This window comes from Xanthomonas sp. 3793, from assembly GCF_024806835.1.
GTDB lineage: Bacteria > Pseudomonadota > Gammaproteobacteria > Xanthomonadales > Xanthomonadaceae > Xanthomonas > Xanthomonas arboricola_F.
This window is the reverse complement of the sequence record NZ_JANTYU010000001.1, coordinates 1,101,965-1,126,488: the sequence shown is the minus strand read 5'-3', so window position 1 is coordinate 1,126,488 and position 24,524 is coordinate 1,101,965. Positions and strand designations below refer to the sequence as shown.

At 66.4% G+C, this 24,524-nt stretch carries 27 protein-coding genes; 6 read left to right on the top strand and 21 right to left on the bottom strand.

All coding sequences use genetic code 11. The features are described 5' to 3' along the window. Nucleotides 1-2: 2 nt before the first annotated feature. The 3 genes from FHY18_RS04780 to cydB all read left to right on the top strand — a co-directional run bounded on the left by FHY18_RS04780 (nt 3) and on the right by cydB (nt 4,141). Complete coding sequence (locus FHY18_RS04780; protein ID WP_259151898.1) at nt 3-1,382, top strand: amino acid permease; 1,380 nt, start codon at nt 3-5, stop codon at nt 1,380-1,382. 345 nt (nt 1,383-1,727) lie between these two features. Beyond that, entirely contained in the window at nt 1,728-3,125 is a 1,398-nt protein-coding gene (locus tag FHY18_RS04775; RefSeq protein ID WP_259151896.1) for a cytochrome ubiquinol oxidase subunit I, read from the top strand. Next, complete coding sequence (cydB, locus tag FHY18_RS04770) at nt 3,125-4,141, top strand: cytochrome d ubiquinol oxidase subunit II (RefSeq protein WP_259151895.1); 1,017 nt, start codon at nt 3,125-3,127, stop codon at nt 4,139-4,141. The genes FHY18_RS04775 and cydB overlap by 1 nt, the downstream gene beginning before the upstream one ends. A gap of 164 nt (nt 4,142-4,305) precedes the next feature. Here cydB and FHY18_RS04765 read toward each other — a convergent pair whose 3' ends face one another. The 15 genes from FHY18_RS04765 to FHY18_RS04695 all read right to left on the bottom strand — a co-directional run bounded on the left by FHY18_RS04765 (nt 4,306) and on the right by FHY18_RS04695 (nt 17,430). After that, a complete protein-coding gene (locus FHY18_RS04765; RefSeq protein ID WP_259151894.1) occupies nt 4,306-5,145 on the bottom strand; it encodes a prolyl oligopeptidase family serine peptidase in 840 nt (279 codons plus the stop codon). Nucleotides 5,146-5,253: 108 nt separating this feature from the next. Then, nucleotides 5,254-6,615 carry a magnesium transporter gene (mgtE, locus tag FHY18_RS04760; RefSeq protein WP_005993208.1) on the bottom strand — a complete coding sequence of 454 codons (1,362 nt, stop codon included), beginning with the start codon at nt 6,613-6,615 and terminating at the stop codon, nt 5,254-5,256. Nucleotides 6,616-6,893: 278 nt separating this feature from the next. Continuing rightward, a complete protein-coding gene (ptsP, locus tag FHY18_RS04755; protein WP_259151892.1) occupies nt 6,894-8,624 on the bottom strand; it encodes a phosphoenolpyruvate--protein phosphotransferase in 1,731 nt (576 codons plus the stop codon). Nucleotides 8,625-8,682: 58 nt separating this feature from the next. After that, complete coding sequence (locus tag FHY18_RS04750) at nt 8,683-8,952, bottom strand: HPr family phosphocarrier protein (RefSeq protein ID WP_039409292.1); 270 nt, start codon at nt 8,950-8,952, stop codon at nt 8,683-8,685. Beyond that, nucleotides 8,945-9,337, bottom strand: a complete 393-nt coding sequence (locus tag FHY18_RS04745) for a PTS IIA component (protein WP_005993214.1) — start codon at nt 9,335-9,337, stop codon at nt 8,945-8,947. Before FHY18_RS04745 ends, FHY18_RS04750 begins: the two co-directional genes overlap by 8 nt. A gap of 482 nt (nt 9,338-9,819) precedes the next feature. Then, a complete protein-coding gene (rapZ, locus tag FHY18_RS04740; protein WP_259151888.1) occupies nt 9,820-10,692 on the bottom strand; it encodes an RNase adapter RapZ in 873 nt (290 codons plus the stop codon). Next, nucleotides 10,689-11,639, bottom strand: coding sequence for an HPr(Ser) kinase/phosphatase (gene hprK / locus FHY18_RS04735; RefSeq protein WP_016904610.1), 951 nt, complete (start codon nt 11,637-11,639; stop codon nt 10,689-10,691). Before hprK ends, rapZ begins: the two co-directional genes overlap by 4 nt. Next, complete coding sequence (locus FHY18_RS04730; RefSeq protein ID WP_259151877.1) at nt 11,636-12,094, bottom strand: PTS sugar transporter subunit IIA; 459 nt, start codon at nt 12,092-12,094, stop codon at nt 11,636-11,638. The genes hprK and FHY18_RS04730 overlap by 4 nt, the downstream gene beginning before the upstream one ends. Nucleotides 12,095-12,115: 21 nt before the next feature. Then, entirely contained in the window at nt 12,116-12,433 is a 318-nt protein-coding gene (raiA, locus tag FHY18_RS04725) for a ribosome-associated translation inhibitor RaiA (protein WP_006451270.1), read from the bottom strand. Nucleotides 12,434-12,520: 87 nt separating this feature from the next. Further along, nucleotides 12,521-13,960, bottom strand: coding sequence for an RNA polymerase factor sigma-54 (locus FHY18_RS04720; protein ID WP_259151871.1), 1,440 nt, complete (start codon nt 13,958-13,960; stop codon nt 12,521-12,523). A 40-nt stretch (nt 13,961-14,000) separates the two neighbouring features. Next, nucleotides 14,001-14,720 carry an LPS export ABC transporter ATP-binding protein gene (gene lptB / locus FHY18_RS04715; protein ID WP_259151870.1) on the bottom strand — a complete coding sequence of 240 codons (720 nt, stop codon included), beginning with the start codon at nt 14,718-14,720 and terminating at the stop codon, nt 14,001-14,003. Beyond that, nucleotides 14,720-15,283: a lipopolysaccharide transport periplasmic protein LptA gene (lptA, locus tag FHY18_RS04710; RefSeq protein ID WP_259151868.1), complete on the bottom strand. Its 564-nt coding sequence runs from the start codon at nt 15,281-15,283 to the stop codon at nt 14,720-14,722. The genes lptB and lptA overlap by 1 nt, the downstream gene beginning before the upstream one ends. Beyond that, on the bottom strand, nt 15,261-15,836 hold the full coding sequence (gene lptC, locus FHY18_RS04705) for an LPS export ABC transporter periplasmic protein LptC (RefSeq protein WP_259151867.1): 576 nt from the start codon (nt 15,834-15,836) through the stop codon (nt 15,261-15,263). Before lptC ends, lptA begins: the two co-directional genes overlap by 23 nt. Beyond that, complete coding sequence (locus tag FHY18_RS04700; RefSeq protein ID WP_259151866.1) at nt 15,833-16,381, bottom strand: HAD hydrolase family protein; 549 nt, start codon at nt 16,379-16,381, stop codon at nt 15,833-15,835. The genes lptC and FHY18_RS04700 overlap by 4 nt, the downstream gene beginning before the upstream one ends. Before the next feature lie 47 nt (nt 16,382-16,428). Next, on the bottom strand, nt 16,429-17,430 hold the full coding sequence (locus FHY18_RS04695; RefSeq protein ID WP_259151865.1) for a KpsF/GutQ family sugar-phosphate isomerase: 1,002 nt from the start codon (nt 17,428-17,430) through the stop codon (nt 16,429-16,431). Nucleotides 17,431-17,483: 53 nt separating this feature from the next. On the opposite strand from FHY18_RS04695, the gene FHY18_RS04690 reads away from it, so the two are divergent. From FHY18_RS04690 to FHY18_RS04680, 3 genes are all read left to right on the top strand, one after another. Further along, on the top strand, nt 17,484-17,711 hold the full coding sequence (locus tag FHY18_RS04690) for a BolA family protein (RefSeq protein WP_104579787.1): 228 nt from the start codon (nt 17,484-17,486) through the stop codon (nt 17,709-17,711). Between the two features lie 252 nt (nt 17,712-17,963). Next, on the top strand, nt 17,964-19,238 hold the full coding sequence (murA, locus tag FHY18_RS04685; RefSeq protein ID WP_259151863.1) for a UDP-N-acetylglucosamine 1-carboxyvinyltransferase: 1,275 nt from the start codon (nt 17,964-17,966) through the stop codon (nt 19,236-19,238). Then, nucleotides 19,235-19,558, top strand: a complete 324-nt coding sequence (locus FHY18_RS04680) for an EF-hand domain-containing protein (protein ID WP_259151862.1) — start codon at nt 19,235-19,237, stop codon at nt 19,556-19,558. Before murA ends, FHY18_RS04680 begins: the two co-directional genes overlap by 4 nt. 491 nt (nt 19,559-20,049) lie before the next feature. Here FHY18_RS04680 and FHY18_RS04675 read toward each other — a convergent pair whose 3' ends face one another. The 6 genes from FHY18_RS04675 to purM form a co-directional block, all read right to left on the bottom strand. Then, the gene (locus FHY18_RS04675) at nt 20,050-20,733 is read right to left on the bottom strand and encodes a DUF3108 domain-containing protein (RefSeq protein WP_259151860.1); all 684 of its coding nucleotides are present in this window, start codon (nt 20,731-20,733) and stop codon (nt 20,050-20,052) included. A 2-nt stretch (nt 20,734-20,735) separates the two neighbouring features. After that, on the bottom strand, nt 20,736-21,548 hold the full coding sequence (locus FHY18_RS04670; RefSeq protein ID WP_259151859.1) for a DUF3108 domain-containing protein: 813 nt from the start codon (nt 21,546-21,548) through the stop codon (nt 20,736-20,738). Between the two features lie 65 nt (nt 21,549-21,613). Continuing rightward, a complete protein-coding gene (gene purN, locus FHY18_RS04665) occupies nt 21,614-22,282 on the bottom strand; it encodes a phosphoribosylglycinamide formyltransferase (RefSeq protein WP_259151858.1) in 669 nt (222 codons plus the stop codon). Beyond that, the gene (locus tag FHY18_RS04660) at nt 22,269-22,886 is read right to left on the bottom strand and encodes a DUF2238 domain-containing protein (RefSeq protein WP_259152501.1); all 618 of its coding nucleotides are present in this window, start codon (nt 22,884-22,886) and stop codon (nt 22,269-22,271) included. Before FHY18_RS04660 ends, purN begins: the two co-directional genes overlap by 14 nt. A 22-nt stretch (nt 22,887-22,908) precedes the next feature. Further along, complete coding sequence (locus FHY18_RS04655) at nt 22,909-23,367, bottom strand: hypothetical protein (RefSeq protein WP_259151857.1); 459 nt, start codon at nt 23,365-23,367, stop codon at nt 22,909-22,911. Between the two features lie 11 nt (nt 23,368-23,378). Then, on the bottom strand, nt 23,379-24,512 hold the full coding sequence (gene purM / locus FHY18_RS04650) for a phosphoribosylformylglycinamidine cyclo-ligase (RefSeq protein WP_259151856.1): 1,134 nt from the start codon (nt 24,510-24,512) through the stop codon (nt 23,379-23,381). Between the last annotated feature and the right edge of the window lie 12 nt (nt 24,513-24,524).

Genomic DNA, 24,524 nt, shown 5'->3' with positions numbered 1-24,524 from the left:
CCATGTCGCTTCCGACCGATCCTGTTGCTGAGACCGCTGCGCCTGCCTTGCGCCATGCCTTGAAACCGCGGCAGTTGATGATGATGGGCCTGGGCACGGCAATCGGCGCCGGGTTGTTTCTCGGCTCGGGGGTGGGCATCCATGCGGCCGGCCCGGCGGTATTGGTGTCCTACCTGATTGCCGGTGCGCTGGTGATCATCGTGATGAACGCGCTCGGCGAGATGGCAGCGGCCAAGCCCGCCAGCGGCGCGTTTTCGGTGTATGCGGCCGATGCGATGGGGCCGACCGCCGGCGCAACCGTCGGCTGGCTGTGGTGGCTGCAGATCGTGGTGGTGATCGCCGCCGAGGCGGTGGGCGCGGCGAGCCTGTTGGCGACCGTGTGGCCGGCATTGCCGGTGCCGATGCTGGCGTCGATCTTCATGGCCACCTTCACCGTGATCAACCTGCTGGGCGTGCGCAATTTCGGCGAGTTCGAATTCTGGTTCGCCATCCTCAAGGTGGTCGCCATCGTGATCTTCCTGTTGATCGGCTGCGCGTTGCTGGCCGGTTTGCTGCCGGGCGTGGTATCGCCGGGGCTGTCCAATTTCACCCAGCACGGCGGGTTCGCGCCCAAGGGCCTGGCCGGCGTGGGCACCGCGTTGCTGGTGGTGGTGTTCGCGTTTGGCGGCACCGAGATCGTGGCGGTGGCGGCGGCCGAAACCGCCGATCCCGGGCGCAGCCTGGCGCGCACCATCCGCACCGTGGCCTGGCGCATCCTGGTGTTCTATATCGGCTCGATCAGCGTCATCGTGGCGGTGGTGCCGTGGACCAGCGCCGCGCTGAGTTCGCCGTTCGCGGCGGTGCTGGACGTGGCGCGGATTCCCGGCGCGGCCACCGGTATCACGCTGGTGGCAGTGGTGGCGTTGTTGTCGGCGCTCAACGCCAATCTTTACGGTGCCTCGCGCATGATCTTCTCGCTGGCCCAGCGCGGTGAGGCGCCGCGCTGGCTGGGCAACACCAGCCGCCAGCAGGTGCCGCTGGTGGCGGTGATCGCCAGCGTGTTGTTCGGTTTTGCTGCAGCGGTGCTGGAATTGCTGTACCCGGGCAAGGTGCTGCCGATGCTGCTCAACATCGTGGGTGCCACCTGCCTGCTGGTGTGGACCATCTCGCTGCTGTCGCAGTTGATCCTGCGCGCGCGCGCCGACCGTGCCGGTATCGCCTTGCCGTTCCGCATGCGTGGGTATCCGGTGTTGACGCTGCTGGCGTTGGCGATCCTGGCGGTGATCTTCGCGCTGCTGGCGTCTTCTGCCGACACCCGCGCGCAATTCCTGTCGATGGTGGGGCTCACGGCCGGCATCGCGCTGATCAGCGAGCTGGCGCGGCGGATGCGTCACCGGCAGTAAGCGACCGCAGCGCTACGCAGGAGTGCGCTTGCGCGCGACAGCGCATCACCGGTAGCGCTCATCGCGCGCAGGCGCGCTGCTGCGGACGCTGGTCGCCCGACTGCCTGGCGCGGCCGGGAAGATATGTAGGTGTCGCAGGCTGGAAAGTGGCATCGGGCGGTAGCGCAAGCGCGACCTTTTGCCGCAGATGCGACGCCGTGTCGCATCGGGAACGGACGCGAGCGTCACTACCATTGCGGTGTGGCGCGACAGCGTTGCGGTGATGCTCCCCGACGGCGCAAATCGTCGGGGCTCGCTCGCCGCCTCGCTGGCGTGGCTGCCTTCCTTTTTCCTGGAGCACTCTCCATGGACGCCCTGCTGCTGTCGCGTCTCCAGTTCGGATTCGTCATCGCCTTCCACGTGTTGTTTCCAGCCTTCACCATCGGGCTGTCCAGCCTGTTGGCCTTCCTGGAATGGCGTTGGTTGCGAACGCGCCTGCCGGTCTGGCGCGAGCTGTATTTCTTCTGGCAGAAGATCTTCGCCGTGTCGTTCGGCATGGGCGTGGTCAGCGGCATCGTGATGGCCTTCCAGTTCGGCGCCAACTGGCCGGAGCTGAGCCGCATTGCGGGCGGGGTGATCGGGCCGCTGCTGAGCTACGAAGTGCTCACCGCCTTCTTTCTCGAAGCCAGTTTCCTGGGCGTGATGATGTTCGGCTGGGGGCGCATTTCCGAGCGCCTGCACTTCTTTGCCACTTGCATGGTGGCGCTGGGCACGCTGTTTTCCACGTTCTGGATCCTCTCCTCCAACAGCTGGCTGCAGACGCCGGCCGGCTACGAGGTGATCGACGGCATCGTGCACCCGGTCGACTGGTTGAAGATCATCTTCAATCCTTCATTCCCGTATCGGCTCGCGCACATGGCGCTGGGCTCGTTCATCACCACCTGTTTCGCGGTGGGTGCGGTGGGAGCGTGGTATCTGCATCGGGGCGTGCACCGCGAGGCTGGCCTGCGCATGCTCAAGCTGGCGGTGGTGTTTGCGGCCATCACCGTGCCGTTGCAGATCTTCGTTGGCGACATGCATGGCTTGAATACGCTCAAGCATCAGCCGATGAAGATCGCGGCGATGGAAGCGCACTGGCACGCCGAAGAACCGGGCAAGGGATTTCCGCTGGTGGTGTTTGCGGTGCCCAATGCGCAGGCCGCGCGTAACGACTACGAGGTGGCGATTCCGCGCCTGGGCAGCCTGATTCTGACCCATAGCCTGGACGGCAACATCGCGCCGCTGACCTCGGTGCCAGCGGCCGACCGCCCGCCGGTGACGCCGGTGTTCTTCGCCTTCCGCATCATGGTGGGGATCGGCTCGCTGATGCTGCTGGTGGCCTGGGTGTCGGCGTTCGCGTTGTGGCGCGGCACGCTGGTGCAGTGGCGCTGGTTGCTGGCCACTTGGCGCTGGATGCTGCCGAGCGGCTTCATTGCGCTGATTTCCGGCTGGTTCGTTACCGAAATGGGCCGCCAGCCGTATGTGGTCTACGGGCTGCTGCGCACTGCCGACGCCGTGGGCCCGCAGTCGGCGCTGATGACCGCCATCTCGTTGTCGGTGTACGTGGCCGGCTATGCGTTCGTGTTCGGCTGGGGCATCTGGTACCTGGTCAAGATCGGCAAGATCGGGCCGACGCCGCACGATGCGCCGCAGCTGGACCACGGCGAACACACACCCGCACGGCCGCTGTCTGCAGCCGACGAAACGATCGATGGAGCTGCGTGATGGACATGACGACCTTCCTGCCCGTGGCCTGGTTCGCAGTGATCGGCTTCGGGGTGCTGATGTACGTGGTGCTGGACGGCTTTGTGCTCGGCATCGGCATCCTGGCGCCGTTTCGCAGCGACGAGGCACAGCTGGACCTGATGATGAACACCGCCGCGCCGATCTGGGACGGCAACGAAACCTGGCTGGTGCTGGGCGGGGCAGGGTTGTTGGCGGCGTTTCCCAAGGCGTACGCGGTGATCCTGTCGGCGCTGTACCTGCCGGTATTGCTGATGGTGATGGCGCTGGTGTTCCGCGGCGTGGCGTTCGAGTTCCGCTTCAAGGCGCAGCGTTCGCGGCGGTTATGGAGCAATGCGTTTGCTGCCGGCTCGATCCTGGCCACCTTCGCGCAGGGGGTGATCCTGGGCGCGCTGGTGCAGGGCCTGCCGATCGAGAACGACCGCTATGTCGGCGGGATCTGGGGCTGGTTCAGCCCGTTCGCGATGCTGACCGGCGCGGCCTTGGTGTTCGGTTATGCGCTGCTCGGCAGCACCTGGTTGATCCTCAAGACCGAAGGCCATGTGCACGCGCTTGCGCGTCAGTTGAGCCGGCCATTGACCCTCAGCGTACTGGTCTTTATCGGCCTGGTCAGCGCGTGGCTGCCATCGCTGCAATCGCATGTGATGGATCGCTGGTTCAACGACGCCCATTACCTGTGGCTGATGCCGGTGCCGGTACTGGTTGCGGTGGTGGGCTATGCGCTATGGCGCTCGACCGCGCCGGAGCGAGCGGACACGGCGCCGTTCCTGCTGGCGATGGGCCTGTTCGTCCTCGGGTTCCTGGGCCTGGTGCTGGGCATGTGGCCGTATCTGGTGCCGCCGGTGTACACCATCTGGCAGGCGGCAGCGCCGCCGTCCTCGCAACTGTTCGCGTTGGTGGGGTTGGTGATGTTGTTGCCGCTGATCCTGGGCTACACGGTGTGGTCGTACCGGGTGTTCCGCGGCAAGATCACCGCCGAGACCGGCTACCACCATTGATGGCAGCGGTTGTCGCGTCGCGTGCTGCGCCGGTAGAACCCAGCGGCAGGCGCAGCGTGCGATGACCCCGGACAAGTGCCGGCATGATCGCGGCCGGGCTTCGCCTTCGCTGCGGCGCCCCCCACGCGGCCGAGCGCGCGGGGGGCGCGCCCGCCGCAATACGCTCAGCGCAGGCGCTGCTTGAACATCCACTCCCACATCGCCGGGTCCGCATAGGTCACGTCCCAGACGTTGTGGTTGCCTTCGGGATACTCGCTGTAGCGCAGGTTGGCGCCCACGCCCTTTGCGGCGCGGTACAGCGCGCGATCGTCGTGCGGTGGAACGGAGGTGTCCTTGGCGCCATGAAACGTCCAGATCGGCACGTGCTTGAGCTGGGTGACCGCTGCCGTGTACGGGTCGGCTTCCTTGGCGACCAGGCTGACATACAGCGTGCGGCGCTCGTCGCGTGGCGCCTTGAGCGCGCCGCAGACCGGCACGATCGCGGCAAATCGCTGCGGCTGCATCAGCCCGATTTCCCACGCGCCGTAGCCGCCCATCGAAATGCCGGTGAGGTAGGTGCGTTGCGGGTCGGCAGCGAACTCGGCGCTGGCCGCATCCAGCGCGGCGATCGCCATGCGTGCATTGACGCCCAGCCATTCCTCGTCGTCGGGCACCTGCGGCAATACCACCAGCGCCGGGAAGTCGGCGGTGTGTTCGCTGAGGTAGGGGCCGACGCCGACCTCGGCCTGGTCGCGCCCGTTGTCGCCGCGCTCGCCCGAGCCGTGCAGGAACAGCACGATCGGCCGTGGCTGCGGCGTCTTGGCAGCCGGCACGAACACCTGGTAGCGGTATAGCCGGCCCTCCAGCTGCAGGGTGCGGGCGACGAAGTGGCCGCGCCGCCCTTCGTGCTGGCGCTCAGCCATGCTGGAACAACCGGCAAGCACCAGCGCAAGAATTCCAAACAAGACGCAACGAACGATCACGCAGCACTCCCCATCGATCAGCAGGCTGCAGTATCGCCGCATGCAGGTGTGCTGGCACGTCGCGGTGCGGCGGGAGATGTGGATGCGTCATGCGGCCCTTCATTCTTGGTGGCGCATGCACTGCATGTGCATGCGGCCGGGCGCACGCGCTCACGGCATCAGGATCAATGTGGCCAGGCCCAGGAAGCTCAAAAAGCCCATCACGTCGGTCAGCGTGGTCAGGATCACGCCGCCGGCCAGGGCCGGGTCGAAGCCCAGCCGTTTGAGCGTCACCGGCACCAGGACGCCGCCGAAGGCAGCAGTGAGCATGTTCAAGGTCAGCGCAGTGCCGATCACCAGCGACAGCATCGGCTGGCCGAACCAGGCCAGTACGATCAGCCCAAGCCCCACGCCCAGACACAGCCCGTTGATCAGCGCAACGGTGAGCTCCTTCTTGAGCAGGGTCATCACGTTGGACGAGCCGATCTGCCCCAGCGCCAGGCCGCGCACCATCAGCGCCAGCACCTGGGTGCCGGCGTTGCCGCCCATGCCGGCCACGATCGGCATCAATGCCGCCAGCGCCACCAGTTTTTCGATGGTGCCTTCGAAACGGCTGACCACGCTGGAGGCCAGAAACGCGGTGCACAGGTTGATGCCCAGCCAGATCAGCCGGCGACGGAACGCGCGCCGCGCCGGGCTGAACATGTCCTCGTCCTCGTCCAGGCCGGCTGCGCTCATGGCCTGGTGTTCGGCCTGTTCGCGGATGATGTCGACCACGTCGTCGATGGTGATGCGGCCGAGCAGGATGTTGTTGTCGTCCACCACCGGCGCGGAGATCCAGTCGTGGTCGGAGAAGCGCCGCGCGACTTCGTCGGAGCCATCGCCCACATCGATCGCCGGTTGCTCGTCGTCGATCAGGCGGTTGACCGGCGTACTGTCTTCATGGGTGACCAGCGCGGCCAGCGATACCCGGCCCAGATACTGGTGGCGACGGCTCACCACATACAGGTGATCGGTGTGATCGGGCAGCTCGCCGCGCAGGCGCAGATAGCGCAGCACCACATCGACGTTGACGTCGGCGCGCACCGTCACCACGTCCGGGTTCATCAGGCGGCCGGCGGTGTCTTCCGGATACGACAGCACCTGCTCGAGGCGCTCGCGGTTCTCGCGGTCCATCGACTTGAGCACTTCGTCGATGACGGTGTCGGGCAGGTCTTCGACCAGGTTGGCCAGATCGTCGATGTCCAGATCTTCGACCGCGGCGACGATCTCGTCGGTGTCCATGTCGGCCAGCAGGCTTTCGCGCACTTCATCGCCGACATGCAGCAGCACTTCGCCGTCGTCTTCCGGGTCGACCAGGCCCCACACCACTTCGCGCTTGCCGGGCGGCAGCGATTCGAGAAGGTTGCCGATCTCCGCCGGCGCCAGCGTGTTGACCAGCCGGCGTACCGGCCCTAAGCGTCCGCTATCCAGCGCGTCGGACAGCAATCGCAGCTGGCGCGCAGTCTTGTCGTGGCGGACGGCTTCGGCCATGCGCGGCTCCCCGGAAGAGTGGACGCGCCGTCAGTGGAAGACGCGGTGCTGGATCAGCACCGCATTATCGCTTGCGCATGGTGACGAAACATACAGCGGCGTGACCAGGCGCATGCGGATTGCCGAAGCGATGCCGGATGCACCTTGCATTGGTGAGCCTATTGCGCGGGAGCTTGCCGCAGCGGACGAACGACGTGGAGCGTGTGCAAGCTGCCATGCGTGGCCGACTCTGCGTGTCGCCGTACGCGTTGCATCCTGGCGATCAGTCGCCTGTGGCGCTAACGCAATACGGCCTGCGCATTGCAGGCCAGCCACTTCTCGATGCCCTTGCGGTCGCGGGCACGCAGCAGTTTTTCGCCCTGTACGCGCAACTCGGCCAGATGGATGTCGCGGACCGCGCGGCGCACCTCCAGCAAGGTGGCCGGATGCAGGCTGAATTCGGTCAGCCCCAACGCCAGCAGCATCGGCACGAAGCGCGGGTCGCCGGCAATCTCGCCGCACACCGCCACCGGCTTGGCGTAGGCGCGCCCGGTGGCGATCACCTGCGCGATCAGCCGCAACACCGCCGGATGCAATGGCGAATACAACTCGCCCAGCGCCTCGTTGTTGCGGTCCACCGCCAGCAGGTACTGCACCAGATCGTTGGTGCCGATCGACAGGAAGTCGATGTCGTCGATAAAGCAATCCAGCGCCAGGGCCGCAGCAGGCACTTCGATCATCGCGCCCAGCGGAATGTGCTCGGCAATCTCGTGGCCTTCGTCGCGCAGCTGCGCAGTGAGCTTTTTCAGCTGTTTGCGCAGCAACAGGATTTCTTCGCGGCCGCTGACCATCGGCACCAGGATGCGCACCGGCCCATAGCCGGATGCGCGCAGGATCGCGCGCAACTGCGCCTGCGCCACCACAGGTCGCGCCAGCGACAGCCGCACGCCGCGCAACCCCAGCGCCGGGTTGTCTTCGTCGCTCAAGGTCAGGCCGGTGCGGTCGGCCTTGTCGGCGCCAAGATCCAGCGTGCGGATGGTGACCGGGCGGCCGCTCATGCCCAGCACGGTGGCGCGGTAGGTGTGGAACTGTTCGTCTTCGTCCGGCAGCTCGTTGCGCTGCAGGAACAGGAATTCGGTGCGATACAGCCCCAGACCGCTGGCGCCCAGCGCATGCGCGCGCGCCACGTCTTCCAGCGACTCGGCATTGGCCAGCAGGGTGATATCGACGTTGTCGCGGGTGCGCGTGGGCTTGGAGCGCAGTCGCCCGAGTTCGCGCTGTTCCTTGGCCAGCGCACGCAGGCGCTCGCGGTAGTCGCGCAGATGCTCGGGCGTGGGATCGACGATGACCTGGCCGGAACCGGCATCGACGATCAACACATCGCCATCGTCGATCCGCTGCACCGCATCGCTGACCCCGACCACCAGCGGCAGATGCAGGCTGCGCGCCAGGATCGCGCTGTGCGACAGCGCGCTGCCGGCGGTGGTGACGATGCCGACCACGCCTTGCGCCTGCAACTGCGCCAGCTCGGACGGCGCCACGTTGTCGCAGACCAGGATTTCGCCAGCCACGCCCTTGAGGTCGGGTGCACGCTTGTGCAAGAACGCATGGATGCGGCCGATCACGTGATCCAGATCGTCCATGCGGCTCTTGAGATAGGCGTCTTCCATGCCATCGAACACTGCCGCCAGCCGGTCGCGCTGCACGCGCAGGGCATAGTCGGCGCTGTAGCGGTGGGTGCGGATCAACTCGTCCAGGCCTTGCAGCAGCTCCGGGTCGTCGAGCAGCAGCGCATGCAGTTCGAGGAACTCGCCGACCTCGCGCGCTAGCGCGCCATGCAGGCGGTCGCGCAGCTGTTGCATCTCGGTGCGTGCCGCCTCGATCGCCACGTGCAGACGCTGCAGCTGCGTTTCCACCTGGTTGGCGGGCACGCGCTGTTCGGCCACTTCCAGCGTATGGCTCTGGCGCACGCGCGCGCGTCCGAGCGCATTGCCGCGCGAGGCGCCATGTCCGCGCAGGCGCAGACTCATGCGCGTGCCTGGCGCAGCGGCGCCGTGTCGGTCGCACTGGCACCGACGCCGCGCATGCTCAGCTGTCCTCGTCGAAACGACGCTCGAACAACTCCACCAACGCCTGCAAGGCCTGCGCTTCGTCTTCGCCATCCAGCCGTACCACCACGCTGGTGCCTTGACCTGCGGCCAGCAACATCACGCCCATGATGCTCTTGGCATTCACCTCGCGGCCCTTGGCCGCCAGCGTGGCGTTGCTGCGATAGGACGACAACGTCTGCACCAGCTTGGCGGTCGCCCGCGCATGCAGTCCGAGTCGGTTGGACACAATGAGTTCGCGTTCAAGCATCGTCGATGATCGCTCCGTTGCGGGTGCCTGCCGCCGCGGTGGCGGGCAGCTCCTGCAAACCTTGTTCGGGATAATTCATCACCCGCAGCAGCATCGGCAGGCTCAGCGCGGACACCCGACGGACCGGCGTGCCGAGCTTGGCCAACCGGCTGGCGAGATTGCTGGGGCTTGCGCCATACAGGTCGGTCATGACCAGCACGCCGTCGCCGCTGTCGACCCGGCGCATCGCCGCCGAGGCCTGGGGCAACAATGCGTCCAGGTCTGCATCGAACGGCACATCGAATGCTTCGGTCTTCAACGGCAAATGCCGCAGCAGCCCCGTCGCCACGTTCAACAACGCTGCGCCGATGCCGGGATGAGTAATGAGGAGAATGCCACAGGCCATGCTGAAACGTTAACAGGTCGGCATGACCGCGCGATAGCGTTTGCCTGCACCGATGCGTTGCGAACTGAATAGCCGTTTAGGACCGCGGCAATCGGGCGTATGCGCGGCGCGCAGCAGGCGCGGTGTAGCGGATATGACGCATGATCCGTGACGCGCATCAGGTCGCTACCGGACGCAGCGCAAGCGAGCGCTGCAGTTCGCACCCCGCAGCCGCATACACGTCCAGATGCAGCGAAGGTCTGCGGACGTTTAAAGGCGCATCCGCGTGTCGCAGCGGTGCAGCCTGCGATACCGCATCAAGCCAGCGAAGCCGCAACAAAGCGCGCCAGATACATCGAGTCCCGCGATCAACCCCGGCCAAGCCCAGGCAATGCGCGCCCCGGCAAACGCATCAGTACACACCAGCAAACCACGCACGTTCCAGCACGCAGGACCCCGCCGTTACGAATCCCCAATCCCGAATCCCAAATCCCAGCCCCAACTCAATCCTGCTCGCGATGAAACGTCGCCACTTCCGGCCAGCCCTGTTCGCGCGCATGCCGCGCCATGCGTTCGGCCATGTAGACCGAGCGATGCTTGCCGCCGGTGCAGCCGAAGGCGATGGTCACGTAGCTGCGGGTGTCGTTGCGGAGCCGCGGCAGCCAGGTGTCGAGCAGATCCACGATCTGCGCGCTGTAGCGCACCACGTCCGGTTCCTTGTCCAGATAGTCGCGCACGCCGGCATCGCGGCCGGTCAGCGGGCGCAGCTCCGGGTCCCAATGCGGGTTGGGCAGCACGCGCGCATCGAACACGAAATCGGCCTCCGCCGGGACGCCGCGCTTGTAGGCGAAGGATTCGAACAGCAGCGACAGCCGGTCGTTTGAGCCGAGCGCGAATTCGGTGACCACCCGGCGACGCAACTGGTGCACGTTGAGCGTGCTGGTGTCGATGATGGCATCGGCCTGCGCGCGCAGTGGCTCGGTCAACTGGCGCTCGCGGGTGATCGCCTCCGGCAAGGCCAAGCCCAGATGACTCAGCGGATGACGGCGGCGGGTATCGGCATAGCGTTTGATCAGCGCTTCATCGCTGGCTTCGAAAAACAGCAGCCGTGCCTCGATGCCGTATTCCTGCGCCGCCAGGCGCCATTGCGCCAGCTGGGTCAGGTCGCTGCGGCTGCGCACGTCGATGCCTACCGCCAGGCGTTGGTCGCCGATCGGGTTGCCACGCAGGCGGCTCTTGACGAAGTCCGGCAGCAGCTCCACCGGCAGATTGTCCGAACAGTAGTAATCCAGGTCCTCGAAGGTCTTCAGCGCAACCGATTTGCCCGAGCCGGACAGCCCGCTCACGATCATCAGCGTGGAGGGCGCGGTACTCATGGCGTGCGTCGCTCCAGCAGGTTGCTGTGGCGGGCGATGAACATCGCCGCCGGGTCGATGCCCTTGGTGCGCAGGATATGCAGCCGGGTGGCTGCCTCGGTCAGCACCGCCAGGTTGCGGCCGGGCATCACCGGCAGGGTGATCAGCGGCACGTCCAGATCCAGCACGTGCCGGCTGCCGGAATCGCCGGTCAGGCGTTCGTAGCCGGACGGGGTGGGCTCGGTCATCGGGCGGGTTAGGTGCACGATCAGGCGCAGGTACTTGTTCTTCTTCACCGCGGTGTCGCCGAACATGTCGCGCACGTTCAATACGCCCAGGCCGCGCACTTCCAGCAGGTCCTGCAGCAGTTCAGGGCAGGTGCCGTCGAGCACGTCGGGCGCGATCTGGGTGAACTCCGGCGCATCGTCGGCCACCAGCCGGTGACCGCGGCTGAGCAGTTCCAGCGCCAGCTCGCTCTTGCCCGAACCGGCCTCGCCGGTGATCAGCACGCCGATCGAATAGATCTCCATGAACACGCCATGCAGCGTGACCCGCGGCGCCAGCGTGCGCGCCAGGTGGTAGGAGAGATGGTTGAGCAGCTCATGGCCGCGCTTGGGCGAGATCCACAGCGGGGTATTGGATTCGTCGGCGGCCGCGCGCAAGTCTTCCGGGCAGGACTGGTTCTTGCTGATCGCCAGCGCCAGCGGCTGCACCTGGATGATCTTCTCGATGGTTTCCCAGCGTTGCCGCGCGTCCAGCGAATCCAGCCAGGCCAGCTCTTCGGTACCCAGGATCTGTACCTTGTTGGGATAGATCACATTGAGATAGCCGGCCAGCGACGGGCGGCGCGCATTGTTGCTGCCGGCCTCGATCTCGCGGTGCTCGCCTTTCTGGCCCGCCACCCAGCGCAGCGCCAGCTTGTCGCGCTGCTGGTCGAACAGTTCGCGTGCGGTGATGCTGGTATTCATGCGGCGCTGGCCTGTGGTGGCGGGGCGTCGGTGAGCAGCGCCATCAGGGCGTCCGCATCGGGGGCGGCGCGCAACTGCTGACGAAACTGCGCATCGGAAAACCGTTCGGCCAGCTCCGACAGCAGCATCAGATGTTGATGGGTGTAGTGCGCAGGCACCGCCATCGCGAAGATCAGGTCCACCGGCTCATCGCCACCAAAGGCCACCGGGGTGTCCAAGCGCAGCAATGCGCCACGTGGCTCGGTGAGATTGGGGCAGCGGCCATGCGGAATGGCGATGCCGTGGCCGATGGCGGTGCTGCCCAGGGCCTCGCGTTCGCACAGGTTGGCGTAGAGCTCGTCGGCGCCGGCCTGACGGCAGGACAGCAGGGCGGCGGCGGTGTGCAGGACGGTGTCGCGATCGGCGGCCGGCGACACCACGGTGCGCACGGCCGCCATCAGATCGGTTAAGGGCATGAGGGCATCAAGCGGGAAGCGTCATGCGAGATTGTCGCGCACCTCGCGTGCATGGTGGTTACATTTCTTTTCCTTGTGCTTGAGCACCAGGCGGTCGAGCTTGTCGACCAGCAGGTCGATGGCCGCGTACATGGTGGAGCCGCTGGCGTCTGCGTGCAGGGTGCGACCGGGAAGGTTGACGGTGGCGACCACGTGATGGTCTGGCTTGCGGACGGCCAGCTGGGTTCGGACTTCACAGTGCTGGTCGAAATGGCGCTGCAGTCGCTGCAGCTTGCTTGCCACGTACTCCCGCAGGGCGGGGGTCACTTCAAGCTGGTGGCCATACGTCTCGATGCGCATCGGATACCTCCATTGGTCGGTGGGCCAATGAACCGTTCCGGTGATCCGACAAACCCGGCACAGGCCGGCGTTGCGGTGGTTGCAACGTCAGGCGATGCGTACGCGTTCGTGGGAGGCGGAAATGTTCATGGCCTCACGATACTTCGCAACGGTGCGCCGCGCCACTGGTACGCCGGAAGTTTTCAGCAGATCCGCCAACTTGGCGTCCGACAAGGGTTTACGGGGGTTTTCTGCATCGATCAGGCGCCGGATCATGGCCTGGATGGCGGTGCTGGAGGCCTCGCCGCCGCTATCGGTGTCGATGCCGGAGGCGAAAAACGAGCGCAGCGCGATGGTGCCGCGCGGGGTGCGCACGTATTTGCGGGCGATCGCGCGGGAGATGGTGGACTCGTGCAGGCCGAGCTCGCCGGCGATCTCGCGCAGGGTCAGCGGGCGCAAGGCCTGCGCACCGAATTCCAGAAACCCGGCCTGGTGCTGCAGCAGGCAGCGCACCACTCGCAGCAAGGTCTCGCCGCGCGCCTCCAGGCTCTTGAGCAGCCAGCGCGCCTCCTGCAGCTGGCCGCGCAGATAGCCGGCATCGGACTCGCCGCAGCTCCGGATCAGGTTCTCGTAGCCACGGTGGATGGTGACCTTGGGCTGGGCACGGCCGGCCAGCGAGGCCCGCCACACGCCGCGCTGGCGCCAGATCACGCAGTCCGGCACCACATAGGTGTCCTGCGACAGATCGCCGATCTGCTTGCCCGGGCGAGGGTCCAGCGAGCGCACCAGTTGCACGGCCTGTTCGACATCGGCGGCGGAGCGCTTGAGTTCGTGCGCCAGACCGGCCACGCCGCTGCGCGGCAGGCGCTCCAGCGGGCCGGCGACGATCTGCAACGCCAGCTCGCGTCCTGGCGTGGCAGGGTCGAGCACGGCCAGCTGCAAGGCCAGGCACTCGCCCAGGGTGCGCGCACCCACGCCGACCGGGTCGAAGCGCTGGATCTGGTGCAGCACGGTCAGGACTTCGGCTTCGTCCACCGCTGTGCCGAGCGCCAGGGTTTCGAGGATGGCCGACAGCGGTTCGCGCAGGTAGCCGTCTTCGTCCAGCGCATCGATCAACAGCGCGCCGATCTGGCGGTCGCGTGGCGACAGCGGCGACAGGTGCAGCTGCCACAGCAGGTGATCGGCCAGCGTTTCCGATTCGGCCACGCGCTCGGCGGCATCGCCGGACTCGTCGTCGTCGAAACTGCCGCCGCTGCCCGACCCGGTCCACTGCAACTCGTCCTGCGACCAGTCGTCGTCGCGCTCGGCCGGGGCCGGTTCCTCGCGCTGGGGTTCCTCGCTGGACGAGGACGGCGAGGATTCCACCGCTGTGTCGCCGGCCGCATGCGCGGCCTCGTCGGCCCATTCCAGCAGCGGGTTGGTCTCCACCGCTTCGGCGATTTCCAGTTCCAGCTCGGTCGTGGACATCTGCAATAGCTTGATCGCCTGACGCAATTGCGGCGTCATGACCAGCTGCTGTCCTAGCGATGTCTGAAGCCGGGCTTTCATGCGGGCACTGACTGGAAGAATCGATGGCGCGGCGACGCGCTCAAAGGCGGAAAGTTTCCCCCAGATACACGCGACGGACGTCGGGATTGGCTAGCAGCGCGTCCGGTGCCCCCTGCGCCAGCACGCCCCCCTCGGCGAGGATATACGCGCGGTCGCAGATTCCCAAGGTCTCGCGCACGTTGTGATCGGTGATGAGCACGCCGATGCCGCGTTCCTTGAGGTGAATGATGATGCGCTGGATCTCGCCGACCGAAATCGGATCGACGCCGGCGAAGGGTTCGTCGAGCAGCATCATGCGCGGCTTGGCCGCCAGCGCGCGCGCGATCTCGCAGCGGCGCCGCTCGCCACCGGAGAGGCTGGCGCCGAGCTGGTCGGCCACATGGGTGATCTGCAGTTCTTCGAGCAGCGACACCAGTTCCTTCTCGCGGCCGGCGTTGTCCAGTTCCTCGCGCAGTTCCAGCACCAGACGGATGTTGTCGGCCACGCTGAGCTTGCGGAAGATCGACGGCTCCTGCGGCAGATATCCCACGCCGAGCTTGGCGCGGGCGTACATCGGCTCGGCGGTGAGGTCGCGGCCGTCCAGTTCGATACGCCCGGCATCGGCTTCGACCAGACCGACGATCATGTAGAAGCAGGTCGTCTTGCCGGCGCCGTTGGGGCCGAGCAGGCCGACCACTTCGCCGGCCTCGAGCGTGAGGCCGAATTCCTTGACTACTTCGCGTTGCTTGTATTTCTTGCGCAGACCGGTGGCGACCAGCATTACTTCTTCCCCTGCGGCTTGGCCGCGGCGGGCTTGGCGGCTGGTGCCGGAGCAGGCGTTGCCGCCGCAGGCGCCGCGTTCTTGGGCTGGATGATGGTGCGCACGCGGCTGCCGTCGCCGCCGCTCTGCATGTTGCCGGTCTTGGTGTTGTAGACCATGCGCTGGCCGGCGTTGGTGCCCTTGGGCGAGTCGACCTTGTAGTTGCCGGTCAGGATGATGATCTCGTCGGCCACCTTGTATTCGATGTTGTCGGCCTGGCCGTTCATCATCGCGCCGTCGTCCATCTGCTGCTTGAGCGTGGCCTGCTTGCCGGTGAGCACCACGCGGTCGGTCTGGCCGTTCTTCTGGAAGATGTCGGCGGTATCGGCGTGGATTTCCAGCGTGCCCTGGGTGATGACCACATTGCCGCTGAAGCGGCACTTGCCGCTGTCGTCGAGCATGTTGCAGTCGTTGGCATTGGAGTCGATCGCCATCGGCTGATTGCGGTCGCTGGTCTTGGCCATCGCCATGACAGGCAACAGCAGCGCGGCAAACGCCAGTTTAGCGGGCAGCATTCGGTTCATAGCGGGTCTTGACCTGAGAGAGGAGCTTGTACTGGCGCGATTTGAGATCGGCTTCGAAGCCGACCCCGCTTTGCATGATACCCGGCCGGCTCATGGTTACCGGAGCAGCGGTCTTGGCGAGGTTCTGCTGCGGAAACACGTCCAGGCTCTGGGTACGGAACGTGGTCGGTGGGGTCGCGCCGCCGGTGGGGCTGTCGCCTTCGACATCGCCGCGCAGGCGCAGTTCGTCGCCCTTGGGGCTGACCCAGCCGGTCTTGGCGCGCAACGTCCAGGGCTGGTTGGCGTTGTCGGGCAGCAGGAACACCGGCGTGGTGATGTCGGAGGTCTGGTCGGCGCGGTTGCGGTGCATCTCCGGCGCGCGCAGCGTCATCGATTCCTTGCCGGTCTGCTTGTCCAGTGCGATCAGTTCGAAGTCGCGCAGCACGTAGTCGGCCTTCGACTCATCCACCACGGCCGCGACCGGGCGTGCGCGCTGCTGCCACGCCGACCAGCCGGAGATGACGGCGGCGGCAAACAGCACCACGCCCAGGGTGGTGCGCCAGTTCCAGCTCATGCGGAGAACCTTTCGATGATGCCCTCGACCTGGCCCTGCGCGGCCAGCACCACATCGCAGACCTCGCGCGCAGCGCCTTCGCCGCCACGGGCCTGGGTGTGCCACTGCACGCGCTCGGCGATCCAGGGATGCGCGTTGGCCGGCGCGACCGGCAGGCCGACCGCCAGCAGCGCCGGCAGATCGGGCAGGTCGTCGCCCATGAACAGCACCTGGTCCAGCGACAGGCCGTGCTCCTGGCACAAGGCCAGCACGGCCAGGCGCTTGTTCTTGACCCCGATCTGCACATGCAGGCCCAGATCCTGGCCGCGCTTTTCCGCCGACAGGCTGGCGCGCGCGGTGATCAGCGCGACATGGATGCCTGCGTATTCGAGCTGCTTGAGGCCCTGGCCGTCGAGCACGTTGAACGCCTTGCTCTCGTTGCCGGCATGGTCGTAGTACAGGCGCCCGTCGGTCAGGGTGCCGTCGACGTCGAAACAGGCCAGGCGGATACGCGCGGCGCGTTCGATCAGCTCGGCGGGGAGGTGCAGCATGGGAGAGTAGGGCATCGGCACGAATCGGTGAGAACGGGGTTCCGCAGTGAAAACTGAACCTGTTAAACCACCTTGGCGCGCAACAGGTCGTGAATGTTCAGAGCGCCGACCGCGCGCTGCTGCGCGTCCACCACGATCAGGCCATTGATCTTGTAGTCCTCCATCAGCCGCGCGGCCTCGGCGGCCAGCTGGTCGGCGCCGATGGTGCGCGGGTTGCGCGTCATCACCTCGGCGATGCCGGCGCTGCGTACGTCGATATCGCTGTCCAGTGCACGGCGCAGGTCGCCATCGGTGAACAGGCCGATCAGGCGGCCGTCATCGTCGACCACCGCGGTCATGCCCAGCCGCTTGCGGCTCATTTCCATCAGCGCTTCGCTGAGGCTGGCATCGCTGCGTACCCGCGGTAGGTCGTCGCCGCCGTGCATGACGTCGGTGATGTGCAGCAGCAGGCGGCGGCCCAGGCTGCCGGCCGGGTGCGAGCGGGCGAAGTCGTCGGCGGTGAAGCCGCGCGCGTCCAGCAGCGCCACCGCCAGCGCATCGCCCATCGCCAGCGAGGCGGTGGTGCTGGAGGTAGGCGCCAGATGCAGCGGGCAGGCCTCGGCGGAGACGCTCACATCCAGGTGCACGTCGGCGGCCTGGGCCAGCGACGAGCTCGGGCGCCCGGTCATGGCGATGATCGGGTTGCCCTGGCGCTTGAGCACCGGCAGCAGCATGCGCACTTCATCCGATTCGCCCGAATACGACAGCGCCAGCACGATGTCGGCCTCGGTGATCATGCCCAGGTCGCCATGGCCGGCCTCGCCGGGGTGCACGAAGAACGCCGGCGTGCCGGTGGAGGCCAGGGTGGCGGCGATCTTGCGCGCGATGTGGCCGGATTTGCCCATTCCGGTGGCCACCACCCGCCCACGGGAGGCCAGCACCAGCCGGCAGGCCGCGGCAAACGCGCTGCCGATGCGCGCGCCCACACTCGCCAAGGCTTCACGCTCGATCTCCAGCACGCGCTGGCCGCTGGCGACCAGGCTGGCGTCGCTGACGGTGGCGGTGGGCAGGTGCGAGACGGCCATACGGGACTCGGGTGAAGAGTAGAATGTGCGCTCATTTTATGAGGAAACACCCTGTGGACGCCGAAACCATCCGTAAACTCATCGAAACCGGCTTGCCCGAAGCCCGCGTCGACGTGCACGGCGACGACGGCGTGCACTTCGAGGCGACCGTGGTCAGCCCGGCCTTTGCCGGCAAGGCCCCGCTAGCGCGGCACCGCATGGTTTACGCGACCCTGGGCGAGCTGATGGGCGGGGCGATCCACGCGCTGCAGCTGAAGACCCTGACGCCCGAGGAAGGCTGAGCGCAATCGCCGCGCTCGCCATCAGGCTGGCTGGGTCGGCGCGGCGCGCGGAGCAGGGTCGGTCAGTAGGCATCTGAATCGCCTCGACTGGCGTCGTCCACGCTCACGCAGTGACTGTGTCCAGCGCGTCCCGGGCCGTACCCGGCGCCGCTCGATCCCCCGGTTCCGACGCGCGCCGCGTGCACCACGGTCGATACTTCCCTCACTTCATTCCCCCGACATCCCTTCTACTTTTGGATTTCTCAGATTCCCATGGCAAAAATCGTAGTGACCGGCGGCCAAGCGCTGCACGGCGAAGTCAATATCTCCGGCGCCAAGAACGCAGTGCTGCCGATCCTGTGCGCCACCTTGCTGGCCGATGCGCCGGTTGAAATCAGCAACGTGCCGCACCTGCACGATGTGATCACCACGGTGAAGCTGCTCAGCGAGCTGGGCGCCGAGGTCACCATCGACGAAGGCACCCTGGCCAAGGGCCGCTCGATCCTGGTCGACCCGCGCTCGGTGACCCACCAGGTCGCGCCCTACGAGCTGGTCAAGACCATGCGCGCCTCGATCCTGGTACTGGGCCCGCTGCTGGCGCGCTACGGCACCGCCGAAGTGTCGCTGCCCGGCGGCTGCGCGATCGGCTCGCGCCCGGTCGACCAGCACATCAAGGGCCTGCAGGCATTGGGTGCAGAGATCAGCGTGGAAAACGGCTACATCAAGGCCACCAGCAACGGCCGCCTGAAGGGCGGGCGCTACGTGTTCGACATGGTCAGCGTTACCGGCACCGAGAACGTGCTCATGGCCGCGGTGCTGGCCGAAGGCACCACAGTGCTGGAAAACGCGGCGATGGAGCCGGAGGTCACCGACCTGGCCGACTGCCTGATCGCGCTCGGTGCGCAGATCGAAGGCGCCGGCACGCCGCGCATCGTGGTGCAGGGCGTGCAGCGTCTGGGCGGCGGGCACCATGCGGTGCTGCCGGATCGTATCGAAACCGGCACCTTCCTGGTCGCCGCGGCCATGACCGGCGGCAGCGTCACCGTGCGCCGCGCGCGCCCGGACACCCTGGATGCGGTGCTGGACAAGCTCACCGAGGCGGGTGCCACCATTACCACCACCGCCGACAGCGTCACCCTGGACATGCATGGCAAGCGCCCGCGCGCGGTCAACCTGACCACCGCGCCATACCCGGCGTTTCCCACCGACATGCAGGCGCAATTCATGGCGCTCAACTGTGTGGCCGATGGCGTGGGCGTGATCAACGAAACGATCTTCGAAAACCGCTTCATGCACGTCAATGAGCTGTTGCGGCTGGGCGCGGACATCCAGGTTGAAGGCCACACCGCCATCGTGCGCGGTGCCGAGCGTCTAAGCGGCGCGCCGGTGATGGCGACCGATCTGCGCGCCTCGGCCTCGTTGATCCTGGCCGGGCTGGTCGCCGACGGCGACACCATCATCGATCGCATCTACCACCTGGACCGTGGCTACGAAAACATCGAGGAGAAGCTGGGGGCGCTGGGCGCGACCATCCGGCGCACCGTATGATCCTGCGCGGACGCTTCACCACCCGTCGCAAGATCCTGCTGGGCGTGATCGTGCTGATCCTGGCGTGGCTGGCCTACGCCTGGTCGGTCGGCATGGCGATCACCCAGGGCGTCGAGTTCAAGGACATGGACTGGAACGGCGACGGCACCGCCAGCCGCGACGAGATCGCGCAGTCGTTCTATGCGGTGGCAGTGAAAAAGACCGTCGAAGGCAAGCGCCACTGCGATCTGTTCTATTGGCGCAGCAACGACGAACAGATCCGCGTGGACTGCCGTACGGTGTTTAGCACTGGCGACGACAAGGCCGCAGCAAAGCCCTGAGGCATGAGGGGTTGGTGCGGATAGATCAGTCGGAGAGCGGCTGATCTGCGGCCTGGTTGCGGGGCCCTTGCCCGCCCACCAACGGGACACGCTGCAAGTACGCCCCTGTAAGCTCTTACGCGGCATCCATGCCGCGTAAGGTCCGTGACGGTAGGCGGGCAAGGACCGGTCGAGATGGTCGGTGTGCATGGTAAGAGCAGACACCGTGCCCTGCAGTTCTGACAAGCAAGCGTCCGCTAATCTCCTAACCCGAGCCGATCAACACGCAAGCCGATCAACGGACAAGCTTTTAAGCGAACAACCGACCAATTGTCTGGTGCGGTGTCCTCGCCGATCGCGGGACCGTGTGGCGGCATGGATGCCGCCACCGAGCCTACAGGGATGTACTTGCGGCGTGTCCCGCGAGCGGCGAGGGCACCGCGCCCTCGACCCACTGGCTCATCTAAAGCCTTGCGCCTTGGCGCGCTCTTAAAATGGCAGCTGCATCTCGCTCAGCGCAGCCCCTTGATGGTCAGATCCAGCGCATCCTGGCCTTTTTCCTTCTGCAGCAGGCGCGCCGGCACCGGCAGGTCCTTGACCACCCAGGCGATCAATTCCTTGTCGCCATCCACGCGCGAGACCTTGGTGGCCTGCTCCTGCTTGCCGTTGACGGTGATGGTTTCCTTGCCGACCACCTTGTAGCTCATCGGCTTGATGCGGCCTTCGTCCACCATGCGGTAGTTGAGCGGCTTGCCGGCAGCCAGATCGCGGGTGATCGCCAGGTTGATCAGCAATGCATCCATGTCACCGGGCTGCAGCTTGACCGGGCCGCGACGGTCCGGCTTGATATCGCCGCCCCAGGTCGCCTGGCTGGTTTTCCAGTCGTAATTGGCGGTGACGTTGCGGCGCTTGACCATCATCGAAGAGCTATCGTTGCTGCTGACCGGGCGCAGCTGGCCATTGGCTTCCTCGAACACCGTGCTCTGGGTCAGGTTGGCCAATTGGTTCTGGATGGTCAGCGTGTAGCGCCATTGATTGGCGCCGGCCGCGGCCAGGGTCATGGTGCCGTTGGCCTGCATGCCCATGTAATTGGCGGAGTAATCAGCCTGGAACGGCTGCACGGCCAACGCCGGCAGGCTGGCCACGGCCAGTGCGGCGGCGGCGATCAAGGCGCTGGTGCGGGAGAGGGTTTTCATGGTCAGACTCCTTGGTATTCGACCAGGCGGAGATCGACCTGATCCTCACCTTTGTCACGTTGCAGGATGCGCACCGGGGTCGGAACTCCGTTGGCGATCCAGAGGATGGTTTCGTTGTCGCCGCTGTTGACGCGGTACACGCGCAACGCGTCGTAGCTCAGGTCGCCGACCTGCACCACCTCGGTGGCATCGGCGGCCTTGTAATCGTATTTGCGCACCCGGCCCACATCGACATAGCGGTAGCTCAGGCTGCGGCCCGGCTGCGCGTCGCGCATCAGCGACAGATTCAGCGACAGCGCGCTTTGATCGCCGTGTTGCAGCGGGATGGGTTGCTGACGCTCTTCCTTCAGGTCGCCGTCCCATTGCGCGGTGCCGGCTTGCCAGTTGTAGACGCCGGTGACCTTCTTGCCGAAGAACATCGCCTTGCGCACGGTGCTCTGGCTCAACGGCACATAGGTGTCGCCATCGACGCGAAACACCGTGCTCTGTTCCAGGTTCAAGCCCAGGATGCTGGCGAAGCCCTTGCGGCCGCGCACCGACATGTCGATCCGCCACTGGCTTGCGTCGCCGTGGCTGACCTGCATGGTGGCATCGCCGGCCTCCTTGCCACGGTAGAACGCCTGGTAGGTCGCCACAAAAGGCTCCAGCGGCGGCGGCGTCCAGGTGCTTGCGGGCAGTGCGGCTGCAGCGGCAGGGGCAGCAGGCGTGGCAGGCGTGGCCATCGGGGGGGCGGCTGCCTGGTGCGCACGGCTCGGGCTGGCCTGGCAGAGCAGGGCCGTGGTCAACAGCGCGGCGGCGATCGGGAGGGCTTTCATGCGCTGGAGTTGAGGCACGGGGCCACAAGGATGTCCGAGACAGGATGAGGAGGGCGTATCTGCATTCAGGCGAATGCGGTGTCAGCGGACTCTAGTCGCAGTGGCGTAAACAGGCACTGACCGTCCACATGCACCGCATCGCCGTCCACCTGGAGGCGCCCGCTGGCCAGCAGGTCCAGCGTGGCGAGCAGCAGCAGGTGCTCGCGCGCCAGCACGCGGGCGGCCAGTTGCTCGGCGCTGTCGCCCGCAAGCACCGGCACGCGGGCCTGCGCGATCACGTTGCCGGCATCCAGTTCCGGCACCACCAGATGCACGCTGGCGCCGTGCTCGGTGTCGCCGGCCTCCAGCGCGCGCGCATGGGTGTGCAATCCGCGGTACTTGGGCAGCAGCGACGGGTGGATATTGAGCATGCGGCCGGCGAAGCGTCGCACCAATGGCTCGCCCAGGATGCGCATGTAGCCGGCGCAGATGACCCAGTCCGGTTGCACGGCGGCGATGGCATCGCCCAGCGCGGCGTCAAAGGCGTCGCGGTCGGCAAAGTCGCGTGGACTGGCGCTCCAGCGGTGCCCCGCGTCCACCTTGTGCAGTGCCGGCGCCTGCGGGCGATCGGAAAATACCCCGACCACCTCCGCGTGCAGGCGCCCACTGTCGATTGCGTCAAGGATGGCCTGCAGATTGCTGCCGCGGCCGGAGGCCAGCACGGCCAGGCGCAGGCGCGGTTCAGTCGCGTGCATTGAACAATGTCCTCACCACGGGGTAGGCAGCCAGGCTGCCGAGGGTTGCCAGCAGCATGTCGGTATGCGCGTCCCAGGGGTCGCCCTGCTGGCCGTTATAGGCTTCGGCGGCCTGTGGTGACAGCAGCAGCGCAATGCCCCACTCGAACCACTCGTAGACCAGGCTGACGCACATGATGCTCATCACCGTCAGCGCGAAGACCTGCCGCAGCGTCAGGCGGGGCCATAGCCGCAGCGCCAGTTGCGCAATGGCCGGCGTGAAACACAGCCCGAACAGCAGATGGATCAGCCGGTCGAAATGATTGCGCGTCCAGCCGAACGTCGCGTTGGGCGACCAGTGCAGCAGCTGCATGCTCCATTGCTCGTAAGGCACGTTGGAATACAGCCAGCGCGCGCCGACGCAGTGCAAGGCGATAAACACGCAGATCGCCACGAACGCGGCGTTCCCCAGTGGCCAGCGACGATCGGCCCACACCAGCGCGAACAACCCGAGCACCGTCAGTGAGCTGTGCAAGGCCTGTTCGACCGGCCACAGCGGCGCGATCCAGCTCGCCAGGAACACGGCGAGGGTGACGATCAACGCAGCCGATTTGGCGCGGCGCAGGGCCCTGATGATCACGTCTCCCTCAGGCGGCGCTTGCGGCAGGGCCGAACAGTGCCTTGACCTGAGGGCGCAGCAAGGTGACCAGCGTAAACACGCCAAGCACGGTGCCGAATGGCATGAAGGAGCACGAAATGCCGGCCACGATCAGGCACAGCAGATACCGCCTGCGCCGTGCGATGCAGCGGCCGGCATACGCCATGAAGCCCGCCAACGTCAGCCCGCCGATGATGAGTGCGGCCGCGAACACCACGAAGATCCAGCCGAACATCCGCATCTGGTCCGGTGCCGCTTCGCCATTGCTGCCGTTCATCGGTAACTGTCCGGTGACGATGGCCAGCCCCATGAACAGGTGGATCAGCGGAAACAGCGAAAACAGCCCGGTGATGCCGGCCAGCACGTAATGGAAGGTCGACAGCAGCTTGAGGTGCTGCAGGTCATTGGCGCTGGCCGGCGTCGGCAGGGCAGGGGGGGGAGCGTCCATGCAGTCCTCGATCAGCCGATGCGTACGCGTTCGTCGCCGTGTGCGGCGACCACCTGGCCAATGCGCCAATGCGCCAGCGATTGCGCGTCCAGCGCCTGTTCCAGCGTGGCTGCCTGCTCGGGCGAGGCGATCAGCACAAAGCCGATGCCGCAGTTGAAGGTGCGCCACATTTCGGCATCGGCCACCGCGCCTTCGCGCTGCAGCCAGGCAAACACCGGCGGCAAGGTCCAGGCCTTGGCATCGATGTCCAGGCCCAGGCCGTCGGGAATCACCCGGATGATGTTTTCGGTGAGCCCGCCACCGGTGATGTGCGCCATGGCATGGATCGCTTCGCCGTGCGACTTGAGCAGCGCCAGCACCGGCTTGACGTACAGCGCGGTTGGCGCCATCAGCGCGTCGATCAGTCGGGTGCCATCGTCCAGCACATGTTCGGCCGGTGCGCCGGCACGTTCGTAAATCTTGCGGATCAGCGAGTAGCCATTGGAATGCGGGCCCGAGGACGCAATGCCGAGCAGCACATCGCCCTCGCGCACCTGCGCGCCGTCGAGCAGCTGCGACTTTTCCACCGCACCCACGGTAAAGCCGGCCAGGTCGTACTCGCCCGGCGGGTACATGTCGGGCATTTCGGCGGTTTCACCGCCGATCAGCGCGCAACCGGACAGCTCGCAGCCGCGCGCGATGCCGCCGACCACCGCTGCAGCGGTATCCACGTCCAGCTTGCCGGTGGCGAAATAATCCAGGAAGAACAAGGGCTCGGCGCCCTGCACCAGCACGTCGTTGACGCACATCCCGACCAGGTCGATGCCGATGGTGTCGTGGCGGCCCATCTGCTGGGCCAGCTTGAGCTTGGTGCCCACGCCGTCGGTGCCGGAGACCAGCACCGGCTCCTTGTACTTGCCCGACAGGTCGAACAGCGCGCCAAAGCCGCCCAGGCCACCCATCACCTCCGGCCGGAAGCTGCGCTTGACCAATGGCTTGATGCGTTCGACCAGGGCATTGCCGGCATCGATGTCGACACCCGCGTCGCGGTAGGTCATGGGCGAGGGAGTGGAAGGCGTTGGGCTGGTCACGGGCGTGGGTGGCTCGGCAGTAAAGGCGGCGATTTTAACAGCCACGTTGGCGCTAGCGCCCCATTCGGGCAACAATTCACCTGGATA

Excerpts from the sequence above, each read along its gene's own strand:
- FHY18_RS04745 (WP_005993214.1), bottom strand. The coding sequence starts at position 9,337 with ATGGCCTGTGGCATTCTCCTCATTACTCATCCCGGCATCGGCGCAGCG.
- FHY18_RS04695 (WP_259151865.1), bottom strand. The coding sequence starts at position 17,430 with ATGGCCGTCTCGCACCTGCCCACCGCCACCGTCAGCGACGCCAGCCTG.
- ptsP (WP_259151892.1), bottom strand. The coding sequence starts at position 8,624 with ATGAGTCTGCGCCTGCGCGGACATGGCGCCTCGCGCGGCAATGCGCTC.
- FHY18_RS04750 (WP_039409292.1), bottom strand. The coding sequence starts at position 8,952 with ATGCTTGAACGCGAACTCATTGTGTCCAACCGACTCGGACTGCATGCG.
- FHY18_RS04675 (WP_259151860.1), bottom strand. The coding sequence starts at position 20,733 with ATGAAAACCCTCTCCCGCACCAGCGCCTTGATCGCCGCCGCCGCACTG.
- FHY18_RS04765 (WP_259151894.1), bottom strand. The coding sequence starts at position 5,145 with ATGCGGCGATACTGCAGCCTGCTGATCGATGGGGAGTGCTGCGTGATC.
- rapZ (WP_259151888.1), bottom strand. The coding sequence starts at position 10,692 with ATGAGTACCGCGCCCTCCACGCTGATGATCGTGAGCGGGCTGTCCGGC.
- hprK (WP_016904610.1), bottom strand. The coding sequence starts at position 11,639 with ATGAATACCAGCATCACCGCACGCGAACTGTTCGACCAGCAGCGCGAC.
- purN (WP_259151858.1), bottom strand. The coding sequence starts at position 22,282 with ATGCACGCGACTGAACCGCGCCTGCGCCTGGCCGTGCTGGCCTCCGGC.
- FHY18_RS04700 (WP_259151866.1), bottom strand. The coding sequence starts at position 16,381 with ATGCCCTACTCTCCCATGCTGCACCTCCCCGCCGAGCTGATCGAACGC.
- FHY18_RS04670 (WP_259151859.1), bottom strand. The coding sequence starts at position 21,548 with ATGAAAGCCCTCCCGATCGCCGCCGCGCTGTTGACCACGGCCCTGCTC.
- FHY18_RS04730 (WP_259151877.1), bottom strand. The coding sequence starts at position 12,094 with ATGCCCTTAACCGATCTGATGGCGGCCGTGCGCACCGTGGTGTCGCCG.
- FHY18_RS04655 (WP_259151857.1), bottom strand. The coding sequence starts at position 23,367 with ATGGACGCTCCCCCCCCTGCCCTGCCGACGCCGGCCAGCGCCAATGAC.
- FHY18_RS04775 (WP_259151896.1), top strand. The coding sequence starts at position 1,728 with ATGGACGCCCTGCTGCTGTCGCGTCTCCAGTTCGGATTCGTCATCGCC.
- raiA (WP_006451270.1), bottom strand. The coding sequence starts at position 12,433 with ATGCGCATCGAGACGTATGGCCACCAGCTTGAAGTGACCCCCGCCCTG.
- lptC (WP_259151867.1), bottom strand. The coding sequence starts at position 15,836 with ATGAGCTGGAACTGGCGCACCACCCTGGGCGTGGTGCTGTTTGCCGCC.
- lptB (WP_259151870.1), bottom strand. The coding sequence starts at position 14,720 with ATGCTGGTCGCCACCGGTCTGCGCAAGAAATACAAGCAACGCGAAGTA.
- lptA (WP_259151868.1), bottom strand. The coding sequence starts at position 15,283 with ATGAACCGAATGCTGCCCGCTAAACTGGCGTTTGCCGCGCTGCTGTTG.
- cydB (WP_259151895.1), top strand. The coding sequence starts at position 3,125 with ATGGACATGACGACCTTCCTGCCCGTGGCCTGGTTCGCAGTGATCGGC.
- FHY18_RS04780 (WP_259151898.1), top strand. The coding sequence starts at position 3 with ATGTCGCTTCCGACCGATCCTGTTGCTGAGACCGCTGCGCCTGCCTTG.
- FHY18_RS04720 (WP_259151871.1), bottom strand. The coding sequence starts at position 13,960 with ATGAAAGCCCGGCTTCAGACATCGCTAGGACAGCAGCTGGTCATGACG.
- mgtE (WP_005993208.1), bottom strand. The coding sequence starts at position 6,615 with ATGGCCGAAGCCGTCCGCCACGACAAGACTGCGCGCCAGCTGCGATTG.
- FHY18_RS04680 (WP_259151862.1), top strand. The coding sequence starts at position 19,235 with ATGATCCTGCGCGGACGCTTCACCACCCGTCGCAAGATCCTGCTGGGC.
- murA (WP_259151863.1), top strand. The coding sequence starts at position 17,964 with ATGGCAAAAATCGTAGTGACCGGCGGCCAAGCGCTGCACGGCGAAGTC.